This window comes from uncultured Porphyromonas sp., assembly GCF_938023125.1.
Taxonomy (GTDB): Bacteria; Bacteroidota; Bacteroidia; order Bacteroidales; family Porphyromonadaceae; genus Porphyromonas.
On the sequence record NZ_CALHDW010000006.1, the window covers coordinates 91,070 to 110,863 of the forward strand.

The following is a 19,794-nucleotide window of genomic DNA, read 5'->3' on the forward strand; positions in this document are numbered from 1 at the left end:
TAATTTCGTTCTTTAGAGTACTATGTTTACGATGCGTCCGGGTACTACAATCACCTTTTTGGGTTGCTTCCCTTCTAGCCATTTGGCGGCTTCCGGGGCGCTAAGGGCGGCTGTCTCTACCTCTTGGGGTGTGGCCGAGGCTGCTATCTCGAGGGTGAAACGCACTTTGCCGTTAAAGCTTACCGGGTACTTGGTGACGCTCTCTACCAAATATTTTTCTTCAAATTGAGGCCACTCTGCATCCACGATAGAGCCTGAGTTTCCGAGCGCTCGGTAGAGATACTCGGTGATGTGCGGTGCAAAGGGACTAAGCACGACGAGTAGAGGCTCAAGGATGGCGCGTGAGGTGGTCTTGAGGTGCTGCAGGTCTCCTACACAAATCATAAAGGCAGAGACAGAGGTATTGAACGAGAATTGTTCGATGTCTTGCCCCACCTTGCGGATAAGTTTGTGCAGAGCTTTGAGTTCTTCGGGGGTGGGTTCCGTATCTGTTACGGCTAGATTCTCCTCCTTATAGAAGAGCCCAAAGAGCTTTTTGAGGAAGCGGTGCACCCCATCAATCCCTTTGGTATCCCAAGGCTTGCTCTGCTCGAGGGGCCCTAGGAACATCTCGTAGAGACGGAGGGTATCTGCCCCATAGGATGCGATGATGTCGTCAGGGTTGACCACGTTGTACATCGATTTACTCATCTTCTCTACGGCCCAGCCACATTGGTAGCTACCATCTTCTTCGGTGATGAACTCGGCGGTGTTGTATTCGGGGCGCCATGCACGGAAGGCTTCTAGGTCTAGTTTGTCGTTGTGTACGATGTTTACATCCACATGTATTTCTGTGGTGTCATACTCATCTTTCTTGCCCAGAGTGACAAACGTGTTGCTGTTTTTGATGCGATACACGAAGTTGGAACGCCCTTGTATCATCCCCTGATTCACCAGTTTGCGGAAGGGTTCGTCTTCGCACACAACGCCTAGGTCGAAGAGGAATTTGTTCCAGAATCGGCTGTAGATCAAGTGCCCTGTGGCGTGCTCGGTACCGCCTATATAGAGATCGACGTGACGCCAATAGCGGTTGGCTTCTTCGCCCACGAGAGCATGATCGTTGTGCGGATCCATATAGCGGAGGTAGTAGGCACTACTCCCTGCGAAGCCCGGCATTGTGCTGAGTTCGTAGGGGTATCCCTCGGGGGTATGCCAGTTGGCTGCACGGCCTAGAGGGGGCTCGCCCGTCTCTGTGGGGAGGAAAGCATCTACCTCGGGGAGCTTGAGGGGGAGTTGATCGTCGGCAACAAGGGTTGGGATTCCCTCCTTATAATAGATGGGGAAAGGCTCTCCCCAGTAGCGTTGGCGGCTAAAGATAGCATCGCGTAAGCGGTAGTTTACTTTTACTTTGCCCAGCCCCTCTTTTTCGATGTGGCTGTTCATGGTCTTGATGGCATCGGCAACGGACAATCCGTTTAGTATACCGCTATTGATAAGAGTTCCCTCTTTGCTAGCCTTGGCATCTTCCCACGAGTCTGTCTCAGAAGGCTCTTCTCCATTGGGGATCACCACCTGAGTAATGGGGATCCCGAAGTGACGAGCGAAAGCGAAGTCGCGCGTATCGTGGGCAGGTACCGCCATAATAGCCCCCGTGCCATAGCCGGCGAGTACATAATCGCTGATCCAAATGGGGATAACCGCTCCCGTGAGGGGGTTGCGAGCATAAGCTCCGGAGAATACCCCCGTTACACGCCGATCGGCAATGCGTTCACGCTCTGTTTTGCGTTTGGTGGCAGCGAGATATTCTTCTACGGCATCCTTTTGTTCGGGGGAGGTAATCTCCCTTACCAAATCGCTTTCGGGCGCAAGTACCATAAACGAAACTCCGTAGATGGTATCAGGGCGTGTGGTGAAAACCGTAAAGCGAGTATGGGTGCCTTCTACCTCGAAGTCTACCTCGGCACCTTCTGACCGCCCAATCCAATTCCGTTGCGTCTCTTTGAGCGCATCGGTCCACTCTAGGGTTTCGAGAGAAGAGAGAAGTCGCTCGGCATAGGCCGAAACTCGTAGGCACCATTGCTTCATCTTGCGTTGCTCCACGGGGTGACCGCCACGGATGCTGACCCCTTCGCTCACCTCGTCGTTGGCAAGCACGGTGCCCAGCTCTGCACACCAGTTCACTACGGACTCGCCTAGGTAGGCAAGGCGGTAGTTCATGAGCACATCGCTTTTCTCTTGGGGGGTATAGGCGAGCCACTCTTTGCGAGAGAAGCAGCAAGGCGTATGGGTATAGGCATGAATCCCTTCGGATCCGTGCTCCTCGAAGTGGGCAACGAGCGACTCAATAGGGCGAGCCGAGTTGCTCTTCGTATCGTAATAACTCTCAAAAAGGCGTGCAAAGACCCATTGCGTCCATTTGTAGTAGGCAGGGTCGCTTGTGCGCACCTCGCGGCTCCAATCGTAACTGAAGCCGATCTTCTCGAGTTGCTCTCGGTAGCGTTTGATATTTATCTCGGTGGTAACCTCGGGATGTTGCCCCGTTTGGATGGCATACTGCTCAGCAGGCAACCCAAAGGCATCGTAGCCCATAGGGTGTAGCACCGAAAAGCCTTTCGATCTCTTATATCGGGAGAATATGTCTGATGCAATGTAGCCCAAGGGATGCCCCACGTGTAGCCCAGCCCCCGAGGGATAGGGGAACATATCGAGGACGTAGAAGGGAGGACGATTGGGGTTTTCGGTTACCTTATAAATATCATGCTCACGCCAAAAGGCTTGTACCTGAGCCTCTATTTCCGAGAAATTATACTCCATAGCTATCTCAATTTGACCGCAAAATTACTATAAACAAATGGATTCTTTGCAATGGAGGTGTGGCTACTCTCTCGGCGGATTATAGCCTTTGGGGCTTGCCAATTTCTCTCCCGTATTGAGATGGCAATGGTTAGGTACTCTGCTTGCTTTGGGGAGAGGTGGGCAGTCTCTAGAGGGAGAGTTTGTAGGAGGATCTGCCTATTCGTAGTAGGTATATCCCGGGAGAGAGCATGTAACTACCGCTAGAGGTCCATTGCGTAACTAGGTTGCCCTCGTGATCGTAGAGCCGAGCCGTTGTAACCCCTTGAGGTAGGGCGAGCATCAGGGTATTGCCCACAAGTCGGTAGGGTCGCTCCTCATTCTCCAATACCTGTGCCTGCTCTTCCAATGTGTCAATAGACTCAATTTGGCGCACTATTTTCTGCCAAAAGGGAGATTGAGCGTAGAGCGCGATGGACTCTTCGGGGACATAGAGATAGAGAGGAGCTCCGTGGTAAGAGGAGGTTGAGCCTGTAATCTCGGGAGGGAATGCACTGCGGATAATGAGAGTATCTAGGGGGGAGTCAATCCAAGGGATCCCCTCCATTTGGGAGAGCGTGGTTGGGAGATCGAGGGTGGTGAGGGAGGTAGACCTTCGGAACGCCTCTTGCCCGATACTCGTAACCCCCTCGGGTATCTCTAGATGCCTTACGTAGGGGCTCATGGCAAAGGCGAATCGCCCGATGCGAACGATCTCTTCGGGTAGGAGGGGGCAAGTGTAGAGGCTGCCCGTGGGGTAGAGTAGCAGCGTGCGGCTTGTGAGATCCACAAGGCATCCTTGTTGTACGGCAAGGTAGGGCGACCCCTCCTCTACCTCTATGGTTTCTAGATAACGCCCCATGATGGCACCCTCTTCGTAGTGCTGGAGTGTGGCCGGTAGGCGAATCTCCGAGAAAGCCCCATCCAAAAATGCCCATTGCTCCATGCTTCTAAGCCCTTTGTTGAGGAGTACATGCCGTAGATAGGGGCAGTAGAAAGCTTGGGAGGAAATGTGCCGGAGGGGGAAGGGGAGAATCAGCTCTTGCAGAAAGGGTTGACCTGCGACTTGCCCCAAAGAATCGACGTAGTACGTAGCTTGGGGGGCAATGGTATCAATCCATTTTAGTACGGGATCTATGGCCATATTGAGGTAGGCTTCTTGACCTTTCCAATGCAGCAGGGTACGTCCGTCCGGGCTTAGGGAGTAATCCTCGGGAGGTATGGAGGGGAGGTTTTGTGCCCTAAGGGGGTGGAGGAATGTGAGTAGGGCGAGGGCGAAAGTAAGAGGGTGTCGTTTCATAGAGGTAGGAATTGTTGAGGCGGTATGTGCGCTAGGTTTTTCTTTTCTAGAGCCTGGAAAAATAGGTCTAGCAGCCGAGCTAGATAGGCATCTTGGGGGAGGCTCTTGAGGGCCTTGAGGGCTGGGGATTGCTTCGAGTGACGGAAGTCCCAAGCGGAGAGTAGGAGCCGTTCCTTACCACCAAAGTGTGAGAAAAGCTCGGGAGCTAGGGCTAGGGCCCGTAGCGAGAGGGCGATCACGGCTAAAGCGAAGTCGCTAGCGTGTAGATTAAAGTCGCTCGGGGAGCAGAGAGGATGTGTATAATCGGGATTGCCCTCCTCTCGGGGTAGCTCACCCTGCATGGAGGGCAGGTAGATGCCATCGTAGTCGAGAAGCACGATGGAGCCATCGGGGCGAATACGCAGATTGTCGCTCTTGAGGTCGCCGTGAGCAAAGGATTGGCTACGGAGCCAGTAGGCAAAATGCCCAAAGTCTTGGGATAGTTGTAGTAGTCGCTCGGGGCTATGGAGGTGGCAATCGACCTCACGAACGAGGCTTTTCCCTTCCACCCACGGGAGTAGTACTAGGGGATAGTACGTATTGCCAACTCGCAACTCCTCTTCGCATAATCGCATGGGGAGGAGGTAGGGGGAGGCAATGCTGTTGAGTTGTTGAGAGATGGCTCGGCAGCTGGGGATGCGTCGCTCTTGCTCGGCTACGTAGCACTTGATGGCCCACGCTTCGCGTTCGTTCCCTATGCTATGTGCCTTAAATACGACAGAGTAGCTCCCCCGGGAGTAGATGGGCTCCCCCTCTTCATCAACCGAGAGCGCAAGGCGCAGGCTTCGGAACGTACCACTCTCTGCGTGGCGTAATGCCGAGGTATATTCTGCGATAGAGGGGAACATCTTTGCCTTTTGTTTTTGGACTCCCTTGAGAGAAGAAAAAAGCTAATGAGCTTTTGCGAAATTGCTAATTAGCTTTTCACAAATTCCTCATTAGCTTTTTCTCCCAACGTAATAAGTATTCTCCTTCTTAGGGCTGAGTGGTGTGCAGCATATCGATAACCTTCATCAAGTTATCAATGAAGAATTTGATGGAGACGGCAAGCAGAATAACCCCGAAGAACTTACGGAGAACGAAGATCCCGCCCTTGCCGAGCCAGCGCTCGAGCGGATCTACAAACCTCAGCATCAGGAAAATGAGAGCCGAGACAGCCAGCACGGCTACAAATATATTGGAGTAAGCAACCCCCTGAGCTACCAATGTGAGCAAAGCGGTAAAGGAGGCGGCTCCTGCAAACAAGGGGAATACGAGGGGTACGATATTGGCATTGCCATTAGGACCATCGTCTTTGAATACTTGTACACCAAAGAGCATCTCCACGGCTAGCACAAAGAGCACGATAGACCCTGCCACGGCAAAACTCTGTGTATCTACCCCAAAAATATTGAGCATAGGCTCCCCGATAAATAGGAACGCAAGCAACATTACACAAGACCAAAGCGTAACGGTGGAGGGGCTTATTTTCTGCCCCTTGTCTTTGATACTAAGCACAACAGGGATGGCTCCCACTACGTCTACTGCAATAAATAGGGTCATGAAGGCGCGACCTGCGTCTGCAAAATTGAATGCCGATAAGTCGGCTAAGATTTTATCCCACATACTAATCTACTATTTTATACTAAGCCTCACCTCTCTATATATGGTGATCTCCCTACTTATCCCCAATTGGCGAAGCGGATTCCCAAAATCTGCTGTCCCTCTAGTGTGGAGGGCATCTTTCTTTTTTAGAGCCGGCGAGTGAGCTCGGGCAGGATCCCGGCTTTCCACTCCGTGAATCGATCCTCTCCGAGAGCTTTGCGCGCTTCGCCCACAAGCCATAGATAGAAGGCTACATTGTGGAGCGATGCGAGGGTTAGCCCTGTTAGCTCCTCAGCCTTGAAGAGGTGGTGCAGGTAGGCAAGCGTGTAACGCTCATCCATGGGGTGTGCCCCTCCGTGGTCGATCGGCTCGAAGCAATCGCGCCACTTGGCATTCTTTATATTGATGGTGCCATGCCGTGTAAAGAGCATCCCGTTGCGCCCATTGCGTGTAGGCATAATGCAATCGAACATATCCACCCCGCGCTCAATACCCTCCAAGAGATTGGCAGGAGTGCCTACGCCCATCAGATAGCGAGGCTTGTCGAGAGGTAAAATGGAATTGGTGAGTTCGATCATCTCGTACATCTTCTCGGTCGGTTCGCCCACGGCAAGCCCTCCGATTGCATTACCATCCGCCCCTAGAGCCGCAATGTTTTCGGCCGCTCTACGCCTAAGGTCGGGGTAAACGCATCCCTGTACGATGGGGAAAAGAGACTGTTGGTATCCATAGAGTGGCTCAGTCTCGGCGAGTCGCTTGCGGCAACGCTCCAGCCAACGCTCGGTAATGTCGAGCGACTGACGTGCGTACTCGTAGGAGGCGTCCCCGGGGCAACACTCGTCAAAAGCCATGATAATATCCGCCCCGATGGTGCGCTCTATATCCATTACCCTCTCGGGGGAGAATAGGTGCTTGGAGCCGTCGATATGGGAGGCAAATGTTACCCCTTCTTCTGTGATTTTACGGCGGTGCGCTAGCGAAAAAACTTGGAAGCCGCCACTATCCGTGAGGATCGGTTTTTGCCAAGTGCCGAACTTATGCAACCCGCCTGCACTACGCAGTACCTCCAGCCCCGGGCGGAGGTAGAGGTGATAGGTATTGCCCAAGATAATCTGTGCGCCCGTTGTTTCCATCTGTTCCATGGTGAGGGCTTTGACAGCACCTGCCGTACCTACCGGCATAAAAATAGGAGTCTCGATAACTCCGTGGTCGGTCGTAATCCTCCCCAATCGAGCTGCACTCTTGGGATCGTTGCGTAGTACTTCGTATTTCATTCTGCCGCAAAAGTACAAAAAGATAGGCACTCCTCCCTAGGGCGAGGCTTGTGTATACCGCCTTTTCGCCTACGAGTATGAGCGCTTTTTCTGTAGTATGGGGGAAGGTGGGGATAAACAAAACCCACTCCAGGGGCGGGCCCGAGGAGTGGGTGATGCAAAGGGATCGGATGCCTTTTAGAGGGCAAAGGCCGCCTTGATGCGGTCTACATAGTCGAGTTTCTCCCACGTAAAGAGTTCTACCTCTACCTCCTCTGCGGGGCGATGGAAGTACTCAAAACGCTTGGTTACACGCTCGGGGTTGCGGCCAAAGTGCCCATAAGCCGCAGTCTCCTGGTAAATGGGCTTGCGCAAGCCGAGGCGTTGCTCTATGGCATAGGGGCGAAGGTCGAAGATCTCCCCAATCTTGCGGGCAATCTCTCCGTCACTCATCGCTACGTGGCTGGTGCCCAATGTCTCAACAAAAATGCTGATGGGTTGAGCTACCCCAATGGCGTAGGCGAGTTGTACCTTCATCTCATCGGCCACACCGGCAGCCACCATGTTTTTGGCAATGTGCCGTGCAGCATAGGCGGCCGAGCGGTCTACTTTTGAGGGGTCTTTGCCCGAGAAGGCACCCCCACCATGACTACATCTACCGCCATAGGTATCCACAATAATCTTGCGACCGGTCACACCTGTATCACCCGAGGGTCCACCTATAACAAACTTGCCCGTGGGGTTTACAAAGAGTTTGTAGTCGCCCTGGAATAGGGCTTGAATCGAGGCATCGTAGCGAGCCACAAGGCGAGGAATCAGCAACGAGCGTACATCGTCTTCGATTCGTTGGCGCATGGCACTATCCGCATCGTCTTGGCTTTGCCCCTTCTCCGGAGCGATAAACTCATCGTGCTGAGTCGAAAGTACAATCGCATCAATACGCAAGGGGCGGTGATCGTCGCTATACTCAATGGTGATTTGGCTCTTGGCGTCGGGGCGGAGGTAGGGCATCAGCTCAGGTTCGTGCTTGCGGATGTGTGCCAACTCGAGTAGCAGGCTATGAGCCAAATCAATGGCTAGAGGCATGTAGTTGGGGGTTTCGCGTGTTGCATACCCAAACATAAGCCCCTGGTCTCCTGCGCCTTGTTCTTCGGGAGCTGAGCGATCTACCCCCCGATTGATGTCGGGGCTTTGGTCGTGTATTGCCGAGAGGATACCGCAGCTATCAGCGTCAAATCCATAGGCAGCTTGGTTGTACCCAATACCTTCTATCACACGGCGCACGGTGGCATCAATGTCTACATAACCCTGGCTGCGCACCTCCCCTGCGAGTACCACTTGACCACGAGTAGCAAGTACTTCGCAGGCAACTTTGGACTGAGGATCGGCAGCAATAAGGCTATCTACTATGGCGTCGGCAATTTGGTCACAGACTTTGTCGGGGTGACCTTCCGATACGGATTCGGATGTAAAGAGGTAACTCATACTTTCTTTTTTGATTAGTCTAATATTGATTGTTTCGCAAGGACAGACACCCGAATTTGTTGGGTCGGGGCAAACAACGCTTTGCTTCCTCACGGATTTTTGGTTGCACAAGGTGGAGGTTCGACTCCCACGAGGGCAACAAAAAACTCCCCACGTCTTACTGTGGAGAGTGAGAAGAGATGTAATAAATTGCCCTCTCAGTATCGATTTTGCTTGGGAGTTGTCCAAAGATGCTGCTCCGTATAGTCTATTTGTTCCCTCTTTTGGGGGAACCCCTAGTTCGCAATTTCTCTTTTTGAGAAAGAGGCGAAGAGCAGCGTAGCATAGCCTTTGTCACGCGAGGGGTGGAAAGGTTTAGCATTTTTTCTTGTGGTTGCAAGCTCCGCAAATCCGTCCACAGACCAACGTCTTTTCTGATGTCGTCGGTGCAAAGTTAGTGACTAATCTCTAACCCTGCAATACCCATAAAGAGGGAGATGTTTTATCGGGTCCTTTAGTTTTTATTGTAGATTTGGCGTTTGTAGGCGTTTTTTTTATTTCTTCAAATATGCGGATATTGAGTAGATCTTTGCTGTAGTATATCTATGAGAGGGCTATTTTTAGATGGCTTTCTTACTCTACATTGCCCTTGATACACCACTGCTCAGTATTCCCAGAGTAGATGGTATTGCGCATCAGATCTCTCCACCAATTCCCTTAAACTTCTCAATGAATGCTGCTATCTTTTGAAAGACATGTTGTTTCTTCGTTAGATACTGCGGATTGAGAGGACTCATCTTTGGAAGGATCGCATTGAGATCAGTTCCATTTTCACTGGCAAACTCATGCTTTAATGAGGTTTGAATATAACGCTTCGCTGCCTCCGCATTCAATTTTTCTTGAGATATTAGGTTTGCAGCTTCTTCCTTTTGTCTCTCTTGTGCGTAAGAGAAGAATGCTGAAATGATTCCAGCCTTGTCTTGGATAGGCTCCAGGTCTGTCTCATGAATAAAATCTACGATAAGTCCCTCTTTGGCTCTATTCCCAATACTTGACCTTATAATTCGACGTACTTCTTCTATTAAAGCATCTTTGTCTTTTACCTTTTTCTTATGTTCGAATACCAGTTCAAGAATATAGTCCAGGTTTATTTCTTGCGATTTGAGCAAGTCCATCTCAAACACCACATCGTCCCAATCTATTTTTGATTCCTCGGGTTCTTTCCCCTCTCGTTCCCTCCTGAACCAGTCTCGAATATCGTTATAGGTAGAGCGATAATCTTGTGTAGCCCGATCTTGCAATACATCCACCTCCATCATTGCAGACATTTCTTCGTCTGTAAGGAAATGGCTCTCCTTGAAGGCCTCGACAGCCGTGGCATCTCCCTTGTCAATCTGTTGCAATTCTTTGAGGTAGGTAAACTCATCATAGTTTTGCAGGATATTCTCTACCTTCAAGTAATCGCCAAAGAGTTTCACAAAGGCTTTTTTGTCTGCCTCTGTTGTTATATCTTCGGGATGTGGAAACTTCTCCTTGAGTTCCTTCACAATGGCTATATAACCTCTATATGCTTCACCAGTTGCTATATCCGTGAAGCCTTTGAGATATTCCTCATAGCTCTTCTCAAGCACTACGTTCTTTGTATTTTTGTCGCCAAACAACGTGATTGCGTCGATTGTCGCCTGCTCTAAATCCCGGAACGTAACGATGTTGCCAAATGTTTTGGTGGCGTCGTAGATACGGTTGGTGCGTGAGAAAGCCTGCATCAGTCCATGATAGCGCAAGTTCTTGTCTACAAATAGAGTGTTTAGCGTGGGTGCGTCAAAGCCGGTAAGGAACATTCCCACCACAATGATGAGGTCTACTTCCTGACTCTTTACTCGCTTTGCCAAGTCTCGGTAGTAGTTTTGGAATTCCTTGCTATCTACTCCGAAATTTGTTCTGAACATAGCGTTGTAATCATTGATTGCTTTTGTCAGAAACTCCTTGGCACTGCTGTCCATGGCTGTGGGTTCAAAGTTCTCTTCACGAATATCGCCTACTGCATTCTGTTCCTCATTTGGGGCAAAGGAGAAGATTGTAGCTATCTTCAATTTCTTTTCGTTCTCTCTTTGCAGATGGCTCAGTTCCTCGTAATAGAGTTTGGCTGCCTCTACGCTGTTCACGGCAAACATGGCATTAAAGCCCAGTCCACTTCCCTGATTTCGGTGTGTTTTTATCTTGAAGTTTTTCAAAATATACCGAGACACTTCTTTGATGCGGTCGGGATGAAGTAGGAGTTTCTTGTTTTCTGCCGCTGTCAGTTTGGCTTCGTCTTTCTCTGTTTCTAAAGCTTTGAAACGTGGACGTACATCGTTGTAATCCACTTTAAATTTCAACACTTTCTCGTCTCGTATGGCATCAGTAATAACATACGAATGGAGCTCCCTACCAAATACGCTGGCTGTTGTTTCCGCTCCCAAAGCATTTTCCGGAAATATGGGCGTACCTGTAAATCCAAACTGATAATATCGCTTAAACTTTTTCTGGAGATTTTTCTGCGCTTCGCCAAACTGTGAGCGATGGCACTCGTCGAAGATAAAGACCACTTGTTGCCCATAGACAAGCAGTGAAGGCTCACTCTTCATCAGGTTGTTCAACTTCTGAATAGTTGTTACGATAATCTTGTTATCCCTCTTTTCTATGTTGCGCTTCAGTCCTGCCGTATTTTCTGAGCCGTTCACGCTGTCGGGCGAGAAGCGTTGGTATTCTTTCATGGTCTGGTAGTCTAAATCCTTGCGATCTACCACGAAAAACACCTTGTCTATAAAGTCGAGTTGTGTTGCCAAGCGTGCCGCTTTGAAGCTGGTCAGTGTCTTGCCCGAACCTGTTGTGTGCCAGATATATCCACCGCCATCGGGTTTGCTCCATTGTTTTGCTTGATAGGAACTCTTCACTTTCCAGATCAACCTTTCTGATGCTGCAATCTGATAAGGACGCATAATAAGAAGCGTGTCGCTGGTATCGAATACCGAATAAGTGAGTAGTACATGCAACAGCGTGTCCTTTTGGAAGAAGGTCGCTGTGAAGTCCTTGAGGTCTTTAATCAATGTATTGTCTGCCTTAGCCCAATTCATCGTAAAGTCAAAACTGTTCTTGTTTCGCTTTACGGTATTAGCAAAATAGCGGGTGTCAGTGCCGTTGGAGATAACGAAAATCTGCAAGTATTTATACAGCGAGCTTTCGCTGTTAAAGCTCTCTTTGCTATAGCGGTGTACTTGGTTGAAGGCTTCGCGGATTGCTATACCACGTTTTTTCAGTTCCACTTGTACCATAGGCAACCCATTTACCAATATGGTTACATCGTAGCGATTAGCTTGCGTTCCAGTCTGTTCAAACTGGTTGATTACTTGCACTTTGTTTCTAGCAATATTTTGTTTGTCAACCAAATAGATGTTTTGGATGTGCCCATCATCAAACACGAAGTCGTAGATATAATCATCCTGTACCCTTCTTGTCTTATCAACAACGCTGTCGCTGGCTTTATCCAAATACTCATCGACGAAGCGTTGCCATTCTGTATCGGTAAAGACAACGTTGTTGAGCGTTTGCAGTTGCTCCCTTACGTTTGCTAACAGGGCGTCGGGAGTAACAAGCGATGGAAGATACTCATACCCCTGATACTTCAAGTCATCTATCAGCTCCCTCTCCAAAGCGGCCTCGGTTTGATAGGCTACAGGTGGCTCGCTTACTATTGCTCTCTTGGTATAGTTGTCAAGAACGATGAAGTTCTGTAATTCTGCTATGGGATTATATTGTGTCATAATTGTTTTTTATCTAGAATAACTAGAGGGATACTGAGAGAGCTAGAAGTGCTAGAAAAAGAGCAACTCTCCTTTCCTTATCTCCTTAGGGTATATTTTAATTTGTTTTGAACGATAACAATTGATTGCGGTAATATTCATATTGCTTTCTGCGTAGCTCTATCTCCTTGGGTAGCCCCTCACTGATAGAGGTCGTCAGTGTATCGAACTTATCAAGGATAGATACAATGCGCTCTTGCTCGGCAAGAGATTTCTTCCTATCATCTAGATATGGAATTGGGACAAGCGTTTTTTTGAGATTATCGTTGTATAATCTCTGAATGGTCCCCCCTTCAGATACGTTCCATTTTACTATCTGATAACAATAGAATAGGTATTTATTTAAGACTTGACTTTCATCATTCTTAATCCAAACGATATTGCTATCTTGGAAGTATGCTTCTTTACCATCGAAAATTACAGTGCGACCTATTGTTCCACTTGCTGAAATAAGAACCTCTCCGATACGTGGATAACTATATTTCGACTTATATTCATTGAACAGCTTCCTTGATATGTAAGCATTGGGAGTTTTACCAAATGTACCAATCTTGTAGAATGCTACATCACCAGCAGCTGAGGTCTGTCCTTTTAGAATACGCTTGCACATACAAATCTCTCCTACCTTACCTAACGGAATGAGCGTTACATTATTTAGCTTTTGCCCCCCCCCGTTTAACATATTAAAAGATAGTAGCTGGTTGCGATAGTACTCATACTGCCGCTTGCGGCAGTCCAGCTCCGCCTCCAGCTCCGCCTCCAGCTCCGCCTCCAGCGTAGTAAACTTATCGAGAATTTCAACGATTTTGCGCTGTATCTCCATTGATTTTTTAGGGTCTTCTGGGCAAGGAAGCGGTATAAGAAAACGAGCAACATCTTTTGAGTAGACATGAGGGACTCCGCTACCAGCTTTCAAGTCATGTATCTTCTTTTGAATATTAAGTAAGAAATGATAGATATAACGAGGTAGTATTTTCGCTTCATCTGCTTTAATGGAAAAAGCGTCACTTACGAAGATAGGTTCATTCCAAAACATTATGAAACCAGCATAAGCACCAGAACCTGCAACCGTAATAGTTTCACCATCTCGATTAAATGTATCTACATAATATGCAGGTTGTTGTCCACCAGCAATAACAGGGTATTTTCCTTCCGTCGAAGTCTTTTTGGTTATAGAAGTTCCACGCTTCAATTCTGCCACTTCCCCTAGCGGTTTCCACTCCACCTCAGCTCCATCCAGTAGCCGTTCGATAAAGGGAGGCTTACATAACTCTTTATTGTTGTTCATTGCCTTTCTTTCTATTTGCTGATTTTGCTTGCTTCTCTAGCTGTGCTATTGACTTGAGATAGTCTTTCTCTACACCACTCAATGTTTTGGCTTGGTATTTTTTGTATTCTTCCAAGGCTTTCTCTTTGGCTTGTTGGTTCGATATACGCCCGGCGTTGCCAAGACGTTTGCGTCCCGTGCTGCTAAGGATGCTGTCCAGTTCCCTTATATAGTCCTCCATTCTCATTTCGCGCTCTTCTATGGCATTGAGTTCTGCCAAATCAAAGTAGGCTGCAACTAAATTGTTGAGAACCTTGAGTTCGTTTTCTTCCAAATAGTTTTTGGCAATCATCATTTCTGCTTGTGTGGGTTCGCTTCCTTTGAAATTAGTGAGTCCTGCAAAGGGCTTATTGCTGTCCACTCGAAAGTAAATCGTTTCACTTGCAGTGTGTCCATGAGCTGCATAGTGAAGTTTGTTTTGTACAATTTTGAAGAACTCGATACTTTCCAAACTCTTGGGGTTATAGTCGATGGCGGTGGCATATAAATCAAGCACCTGGCGGTACATCACTTTCTCGCTGGATCGGATGTCTCGAATCCTATCCAGCAGTTCTTTCCAGTAGCCGCCTCCACCAAGGTTTTTAAGCCTGTCGTCGTCGATGACAAAGCCCTTGACGATATACTCCCGTAGCCTTTGCGTAGCCCACTGGCGGAAATGGGTGGCGATGATACTTTTTATGCGATAGCCTACGGAAATAATCACATCTAAATTGTAATACATCAATTGACGGTGCACCTCTCTCCCTCCCTCCGTCTGAACTGTCAAGGAATCCTTGACAGTTGCCTCAGGGGAGAGTTCTCCTTCATTGTAGATGTTGCGGATGTGAAGGTTCACGTTTTGTTTTGTGGTCTTAAAGAGTTCCGCCATTTGCTGCTGAGTCAGCCACACCATTTCGCCTTCAAACTGTACGGCAATCTCCGACTTTCCGTCTGTACTTTTGTAGATGATAACTCGATTATTATTTTCTTCTTTCATGCCTCCAGCTCCTTTATAATACTATCAATATCCGCACGTAGCACATCTATTCGTTTTACAGTCTGCGCCACCTCTGCATTGAGTTTCACGATGTCGATTACCTCTCGCTTATCCTCCGACTTCACATACTTGTTAACGGAGAGATCATAATCGTTCTCGGCAATAACGCTGTTATCCACTGATGTGGCAACATATTGCACCTCTTCCTTATCGCCAAAAATCTCCACAATGCGGTCAATATGCTCGGGTAGTAGCACATTGTTATTGGTTTCTTTCTTGAAGAAGTCCTCTCCACTGGCCTCGATGAACTGTGTCCGGGTATCAGATTTATGTTTTGAGAGAACAAGGATATTCACGGCAATGGTTGTGCCATAAAACAGGTTGGGAGGCAGGGATATAACCGTTTCTACAAAGTTATTGTCCACCAAATACTTCCTTATCTTCTGCTCGGCTCCACCACGATAGAAGATGCCGGGGAAACAGACTATAGCAGCACGCCCACGAGCAGAAAGGTAACTGAGCGCATGAAGTACAAAAGCAAAATCCGCTTTCGACTTGGGAGCTAGCACGCCAGCAGGAGCAAAACGGTCATCATTGATTAGCGTAGGGTCTTCGCTACCCACCCAGTTTACCGAATAAGGAGGATTGGAGACAACGGCATCGAAAGGCTTTTCATTACCATACTGAGGCTGGAGCAGCGTATCGCCCAGGGCAATGTCAAACTTGTCGTAATTGATGTTGTGCAGAAACATGTTCATACGCGCCAAGTTATAGGTTGTATGATTAATTTCCTGTCCAAAAAATCCTTCCTCAATCAGATGTTCATCAAATTGTTTCTTGGCTTGCAGCAGCAAAGAACCAGAGCCGCAGGCAGGGTCGTAGATCTTATTGACCGAGGATTGCCCTAACATGGCAAGCCGTGCAATCAGCTTGGAAACCGTCTGAGGGGTGAAGAACTCACCTCCCGACTTACCGGCATTAGCAGCATAGTTGGAAATTAGAAACTCGTAGGCATCTCCAAAAAGGTCAATCTCATTATCCTCAAAGTTGCCGAAGTCCAAACTTTCCACTCCCTTGATAACGGCTGCCAATCGTTTGTTTTTCTCTTCAACGGTATTTCCCAGTCGGGTGCTGGTCGTGTCAAAGTCGTCAAAAAGCCCTTTAAGATCATGCTCTGACGCATAGCCGTTTGCAGAACTTTCTATCGCATTGAAAATTGCATCTAAATCCGTGTTTAGATTGGGATTGCTGTTAGCCTCCTTAGCAACATTGACGAACAATTGACTTGGGTAAATGAAATATCCTTTGGCCTTGGTAGTATCGTCTTTTAGTTCCGGGGTAATTATATTATCGGGCAATTGGGCATAATTTACGCCCTCCTCCCCAGCCTCCATGAAGTGGGTGAAATTCTCACTAATGAAACGATAGAAAAGCGTGCCCAAGACAAACTGTTTGAAATCCCAGCCATCCACAGTGCCGCGTACCTCGTTGGCAATCTTCCAAATAGTAGTCTGCAATACGTCTCTTTGTCTTGTATTTGTCATTATTATGCTTGGTTCTTAATTCTGATTTAGTTCAATACTGTCCCAAATATATTGTTGCTGAGATAACTGACTCAGTATAAATGGGTGTTAGAAATTTTCGGGTTTCTTTAAAAGGTTGATCCTTTTAGTGAATAGATCCCGATAAGTACCTAAACGAGCCATATCTACCGTGCCCGAATAACCTCATTCGGAACTGAAGAAGTTTATACCGGGCTGTGAGTTCAACGCTTATCCTCCGTTTCTAATTGATTTGTCTGTTCATTTTGTCTATAAAGGTAAGAACTTCTACCGAGGGGGAAAGAGGGAGAGAGAGGATTTGTTCTGGGGGAGGATGGGGAGTTAGAGAGAGCTTGCTGGATGCTAAGCTCAGGGTCTTGTATCTGGTCTAAGCGTTCACTTCCCACCTTGGCTAGCCATTGTTTGAAAGGCTCAGCTTTGGGGCTTGGTACAGATTGTATCAACCTAAACAGTTGCTCGCTATCAGCCACATCAGTCAGACGCATCTTGCCGTCAGCCGTCAGCATCTTCAAACGGTTACAATTTGTAACCGTTTCATTTCCTTCTTTTTTTAGTCTGTGTTTCAGTACTTTCCAATAATTCCTTGCTGCTTGATAATCCGTTTGGTCCGTAAGAATAGACACTACATCTACAATAGAGAAGTACCACTTCTCTTGTTCGGCGTCCCAATGAGAACGTACCTGCTTATTCTCAAACTTATGAATATCTTTCATGCCTCCCTCTCCTTTACGATTTCGTCAATATCAGCTCAATCATTTATTCGCTTCACGGACTGCTCTTCCTCTGCGTTTAGTTTTACAATGTCTATCGCCTTGCGTTTGTCCTTGACTTTCGTCAAGCTTTTATTTGTTATAGTGCTGTTTGTATTTGTCTATAAAGGTAAGAACTTCTACCGAGGGAGCAAGAGGGGGAGCGAGTTGCAGCAGAGGAGGGCATTGTTGTGGCTTCTTTCTCCCTGATTTGTATGGGTGTGGTGTAGGAGGATGGCTGAGATTTGGGGAGGAGTAGGGCAGAAACGAAAAAAGTTTTTGGCCGAAGTGTCCGGGTGTTTTTGGCTAAGATCGGGGCAGATTTTGCCCGAAAAGGAGTGCTCTCTCCGCCGTCTCTTTCTCTTGCCTCGGAGGGCTGTGCCCCAGTCCCTTCGGCCCCGAGGGAAAGTGGAGAGATAAAAGAGTTCTGAAGAGAATGGTCCGTTCTCTACTTCGTTCGGCCTCGAAGGACCCAGAGGGGCCCCATAAACAGAAGATCGCCACGCCCTAATAGTGCAAGGGCGCAGCGATCAGCTTACCTTCTATCCCGCTAGATGGCTAGGGGATATTTGTTGGGTTTCTTACTTTGCAGGAGCAGCTTCAGCGGGAGCTTCAGCAGGAACAAGCATGAAGATGTATTCTTGAGAACCTTCTACGTTAGCACGCTTGCCTTCTTGATCGAGCATATAGATCATACCATTTTCTACTTCGAAAGCCTTGTCAGCAAAAGTGAGTTTGCCTTCAGCGAAAGTATAAGGTACGTCCTTGAGGTCTTCTGTAGAAGTCTTGTAGTCGCAGAGGTTGCCTTCTTTGATTACGAGAGTAGCTTCTTCAGCAGTACCCTTGTCTGCCATAGGGAATGTAGCCTTGTATTCACCCATTTGGAGTTCGGGAGCTGCTACTTCTTCTACAACAGTTGCAGTTGTGTCCGTTGTTTCTTCGTTCTTGTTGCCACCGCAGGCAAAAAGCATCATAGAGAGGGCAACAATGCCCATCATTTTCTTCATCATAATGTTGAATTATTAAAAATTATCATTCTAGTATAGAGCCCCTTCTTGGGTTACCTCGCGATGTTTACGGATGGTGTCTAACGCATATAGACCACTAGCGTACATCTCGGCTTTTTTGGGAATGGGCTTCCTTCTTTTTCTTATTGTCGAGATCAGCCCCTCTCTTGGGAGCTGAGGCGATAGTCTGGGCGTTCCCTATGCCCCCTATCTTTATTTCCGCTGCAAAAGTACGAAATATGGATTAGATATTGTACACCTTGGGGTGCGATTTTTTTTTGCAAGGCCTTGGAGGAGCCTCTGTTGCGCTTGCCGGTTGGAGCCGAGCGGGGTATGGGTCTGATCCCTTCTACCTTGTGTGATTGTCTCTGTTGGGGCTTGTGGAGTGTGTTATTCCTCTTGTGGGGTGGCTCTTGCCTCCCGCTCTCCATCTCAAGAGAGGGTTTGGAGTCTCTCGCCTTTCCCTAGAAAAAGAGATCGCCACCCCTCGAGAGAGGAGCAGCGGTCCCTTAAAGTTTATCTTTTCCCTAACTCTCTCAGAGTGGAGAGACAGAGGGTGATTAGATTCCTTTCTTATTTTGCAGGAGCTTCTTCAGCAGCGGGAGCTTCTACTACAGGAGCAGGAGCTACGAATACAATAGGAGCAGCACCTTCTTCAGCAGCAGCCATTTCGAGACCAGCTTCTGTAAGCTTCAAAACCATAGGTTCACCTTCTTTAGGAGTAAGAGTGAGTTCCATTGTTTCGGGGTTGAAAGCGTAAGTACCTTCAGTTTTCTTTTCACCTTCAACAAAGATGAAAGACGCATCTTCGTTGAGGGTAAGAGATACTTCACCAGCCTTCCATTCACCCATTTGAAGAGTGGGAACTACTACTTCTTCTACAACAGCTACAGTTGTGTCAGCTGTTTCTTCGTTTTTGTTGCCACCGCAGGCAAAAAGAGCCATAGAAAGAGCGATGATACCAAATACCTTTTTCATTGTCTTCTTAATTATTAATACTATTCTTTGTTCTATATTCTCACGCAAGTGCGGATACACAAAATCGCCGGACGACTCCCCTTTAGTGGGTAACTCCAGCAAATACGATGCAAAGTTACTATAAACTTTTTGATCCGCAACAATTCTTGCTCTCGTAGAGCGAATTTTTTTTCTTGTTTTTGTTTTATCTCTCTGTCCCTTAGCTGGTTAGTAATTTTAGTTTTGGAGGCTATGGAGCTTCTCTTGCAGGGCATCGTGCCAATCTTCGGCATTTTTTACGAGTAGAGAGTGGATGCCGAGCGCCTTAGCAGCCTCTACGTTGGCCGTGCCATCGTCTAGGAAAAGCGTCTCTTCGGGCTTCATTTTCCCCTCGGATAGCATCTTTTGATATATCTCGAGGCTTGGTTTGAGAAGTCCCATGCGGCAAGAGGCATAGATGTGGTCCACCATTTGGGGGAGCGAACCTCCATTGGGAAGGAATCCGGGAGCCTCTACCGTTTCGAGTATGTAGGGGTTGGTGTTGCTTAGGATTCCGAGGTAGTACTTTTTGCGCAACTCACGGAGGTAGTCGTACTTATAGAGAGGGACCTCCTTGATAAACCCTTGTACAGCCCAGCTTACCTGCTGATGTGTGAGGGAGAGGTGGTACTGCTCGTTTAGGAGCTCCTCGAAGCGAGAGGCTGAGTAAGTACCCCGCTCAAGTTCTAGAAAAACCCCACGTTGTAGGTAGGGATCGAGTAGGTCTTCTATATCGTGTATGCCTAGGGTTAAAAAACGTTTGGCAGCTTCGTCTCTGTCGAGATCGACAAGAACGCCTCCAAAGTCGAAGATGATATTCTTGATCATAGGAATAAAAAAATGGGGCACATACCAAGCATAGGATCTTGGTACGCCCCATATGT

The 19,794-nt window shown here is 48.0% G+C and carries 13 protein-coding genes and 1 pseudogene; all 14 read right to left on the reverse strand.

Annotated elements, in window-relative coordinates; translation table 11 throughout:
- Positions 1 to 12 precede the first annotated feature (12 nt).
- Positions 13 to 2,793 (reverse strand): leucine--tRNA ligase, encoded by a 2,781-nt coding sequence (leuS, locus tag Q0090_RS01795; RefSeq protein ID WP_297946861.1) that lies wholly within the window; start codon positions 2,791 to 2,793, stop codon positions 13 to 15.
- Between the two features lie 169 nt (positions 2,794 to 2,962).
- Complete coding sequence (locus Q0090_RS01800) at positions 2,963 to 4,111, reverse strand: leucine-rich repeat protein (RefSeq protein ID WP_297946863.1); 1,149 nt, start codon at positions 4,109 to 4,111, stop codon at positions 2,963 to 2,965.
- Positions 4,108 to 4,998, reverse strand: coding sequence for a hypothetical protein (locus Q0090_RS01805; RefSeq protein ID WP_297946866.1), 891 nt, complete (start codon positions 4,996 to 4,998; stop codon positions 4,108 to 4,110). Before Q0090_RS01805 ends, Q0090_RS01800 begins: the two co-directional genes overlap by 4 nt.
- A 127-nt stretch (positions 4,999 to 5,125) precedes the next feature.
- A complete protein-coding gene (locus Q0090_RS01810) occupies positions 5,126 to 5,755 on the reverse strand; it encodes a MarC family protein (RefSeq protein WP_297946868.1) in 630 nt (209 codons plus the stop codon).
- Between the two features lie 125 nt (positions 5,756 to 5,880).
- On the reverse strand, positions 5,881 to 7,008 hold the full coding sequence (tgt, locus tag Q0090_RS01815) for a tRNA guanosine(34) transglycosylase Tgt (protein WP_297946870.1): 1,128 nt from the start codon (positions 7,006 to 7,008) through the stop codon (positions 5,881 to 5,883).
- 177 nt (positions 7,009 to 7,185) lie between these two features.
- The gene (metK, locus tag Q0090_RS01820; protein ID WP_297946872.1) at positions 7,186 to 8,472 is read right to left on the reverse strand and encodes a methionine adenosyltransferase; all 1,287 of its coding nucleotides are present in this window, start codon (positions 8,470 to 8,472) and stop codon (positions 7,186 to 7,188) included.
- Positions 8,473 to 9,146: 674 nt separating this feature from the next.
- On the reverse strand, positions 9,147 to 12,254 hold the full coding sequence (locus Q0090_RS01825; protein WP_297946874.1) for a type I restriction endonuclease subunit R: 3,108 nt from the start codon (positions 12,252 to 12,254) through the stop codon (positions 9,147 to 9,149).
- A gap of 97 nt (positions 12,255 to 12,351) precedes the next feature.
- Positions 12,352 to 13,581, reverse strand: coding sequence for a restriction endonuclease subunit S (locus Q0090_RS01830; RefSeq protein ID WP_297946876.1), 1,230 nt, complete (start codon positions 13,579 to 13,581; stop codon positions 12,352 to 12,354).
- The gene (locus Q0090_RS01835) at positions 13,568 to 14,596 is read right to left on the reverse strand and encodes a virulence RhuM family protein (RefSeq protein ID WP_297946878.1); all 1,029 of its coding nucleotides are present in this window, start codon (positions 14,594 to 14,596) and stop codon (positions 13,568 to 13,570) included. Before Q0090_RS01835 ends, Q0090_RS01830 begins: the two co-directional genes overlap by 14 nt.
- On the reverse strand, positions 14,593 to 16,140 hold the full coding sequence (locus Q0090_RS01840) for a type I restriction-modification system subunit M (protein WP_297946880.1): 1,548 nt from the start codon (positions 16,138 to 16,140) through the stop codon (positions 14,593 to 14,595). The genes Q0090_RS01835 and Q0090_RS01840 overlap by 4 nt, the downstream gene beginning before the upstream one ends.
- Before the next feature lie 344 nt (positions 16,141 to 16,484).
- Positions 16,485 to 16,871: pseudogene (locus Q0090_RS01845) on the reverse strand (Bro-N domain-containing protein); the annotation flags it as partial.
- Positions 16,872 to 17,488: 617 nt separating this feature from the next.
- A complete protein-coding gene (locus tag Q0090_RS01850) occupies positions 17,489 to 17,917 on the reverse strand; it encodes a hypothetical protein (RefSeq protein WP_297946882.1) in 429 nt (142 codons plus the stop codon).
- Between the two features lie 570 nt (positions 17,918 to 18,487).
- Positions 18,488 to 18,892 (reverse strand): DUF4923 family protein, encoded by a 405-nt coding sequence (locus Q0090_RS01855; RefSeq protein WP_297946884.1) that lies wholly within the window; start codon positions 18,890 to 18,892, stop codon positions 18,488 to 18,490.
- 216 nt (positions 18,893 to 19,108) lie between these two features.
- On the reverse strand, positions 19,109 to 19,738 hold the full coding sequence (locus Q0090_RS01860; RefSeq protein WP_297946886.1) for an HAD family phosphatase: 630 nt from the start codon (positions 19,736 to 19,738) through the stop codon (positions 19,109 to 19,111).
- Positions 19,739 to 19,794 lie beyond the last annotated feature (56 nt).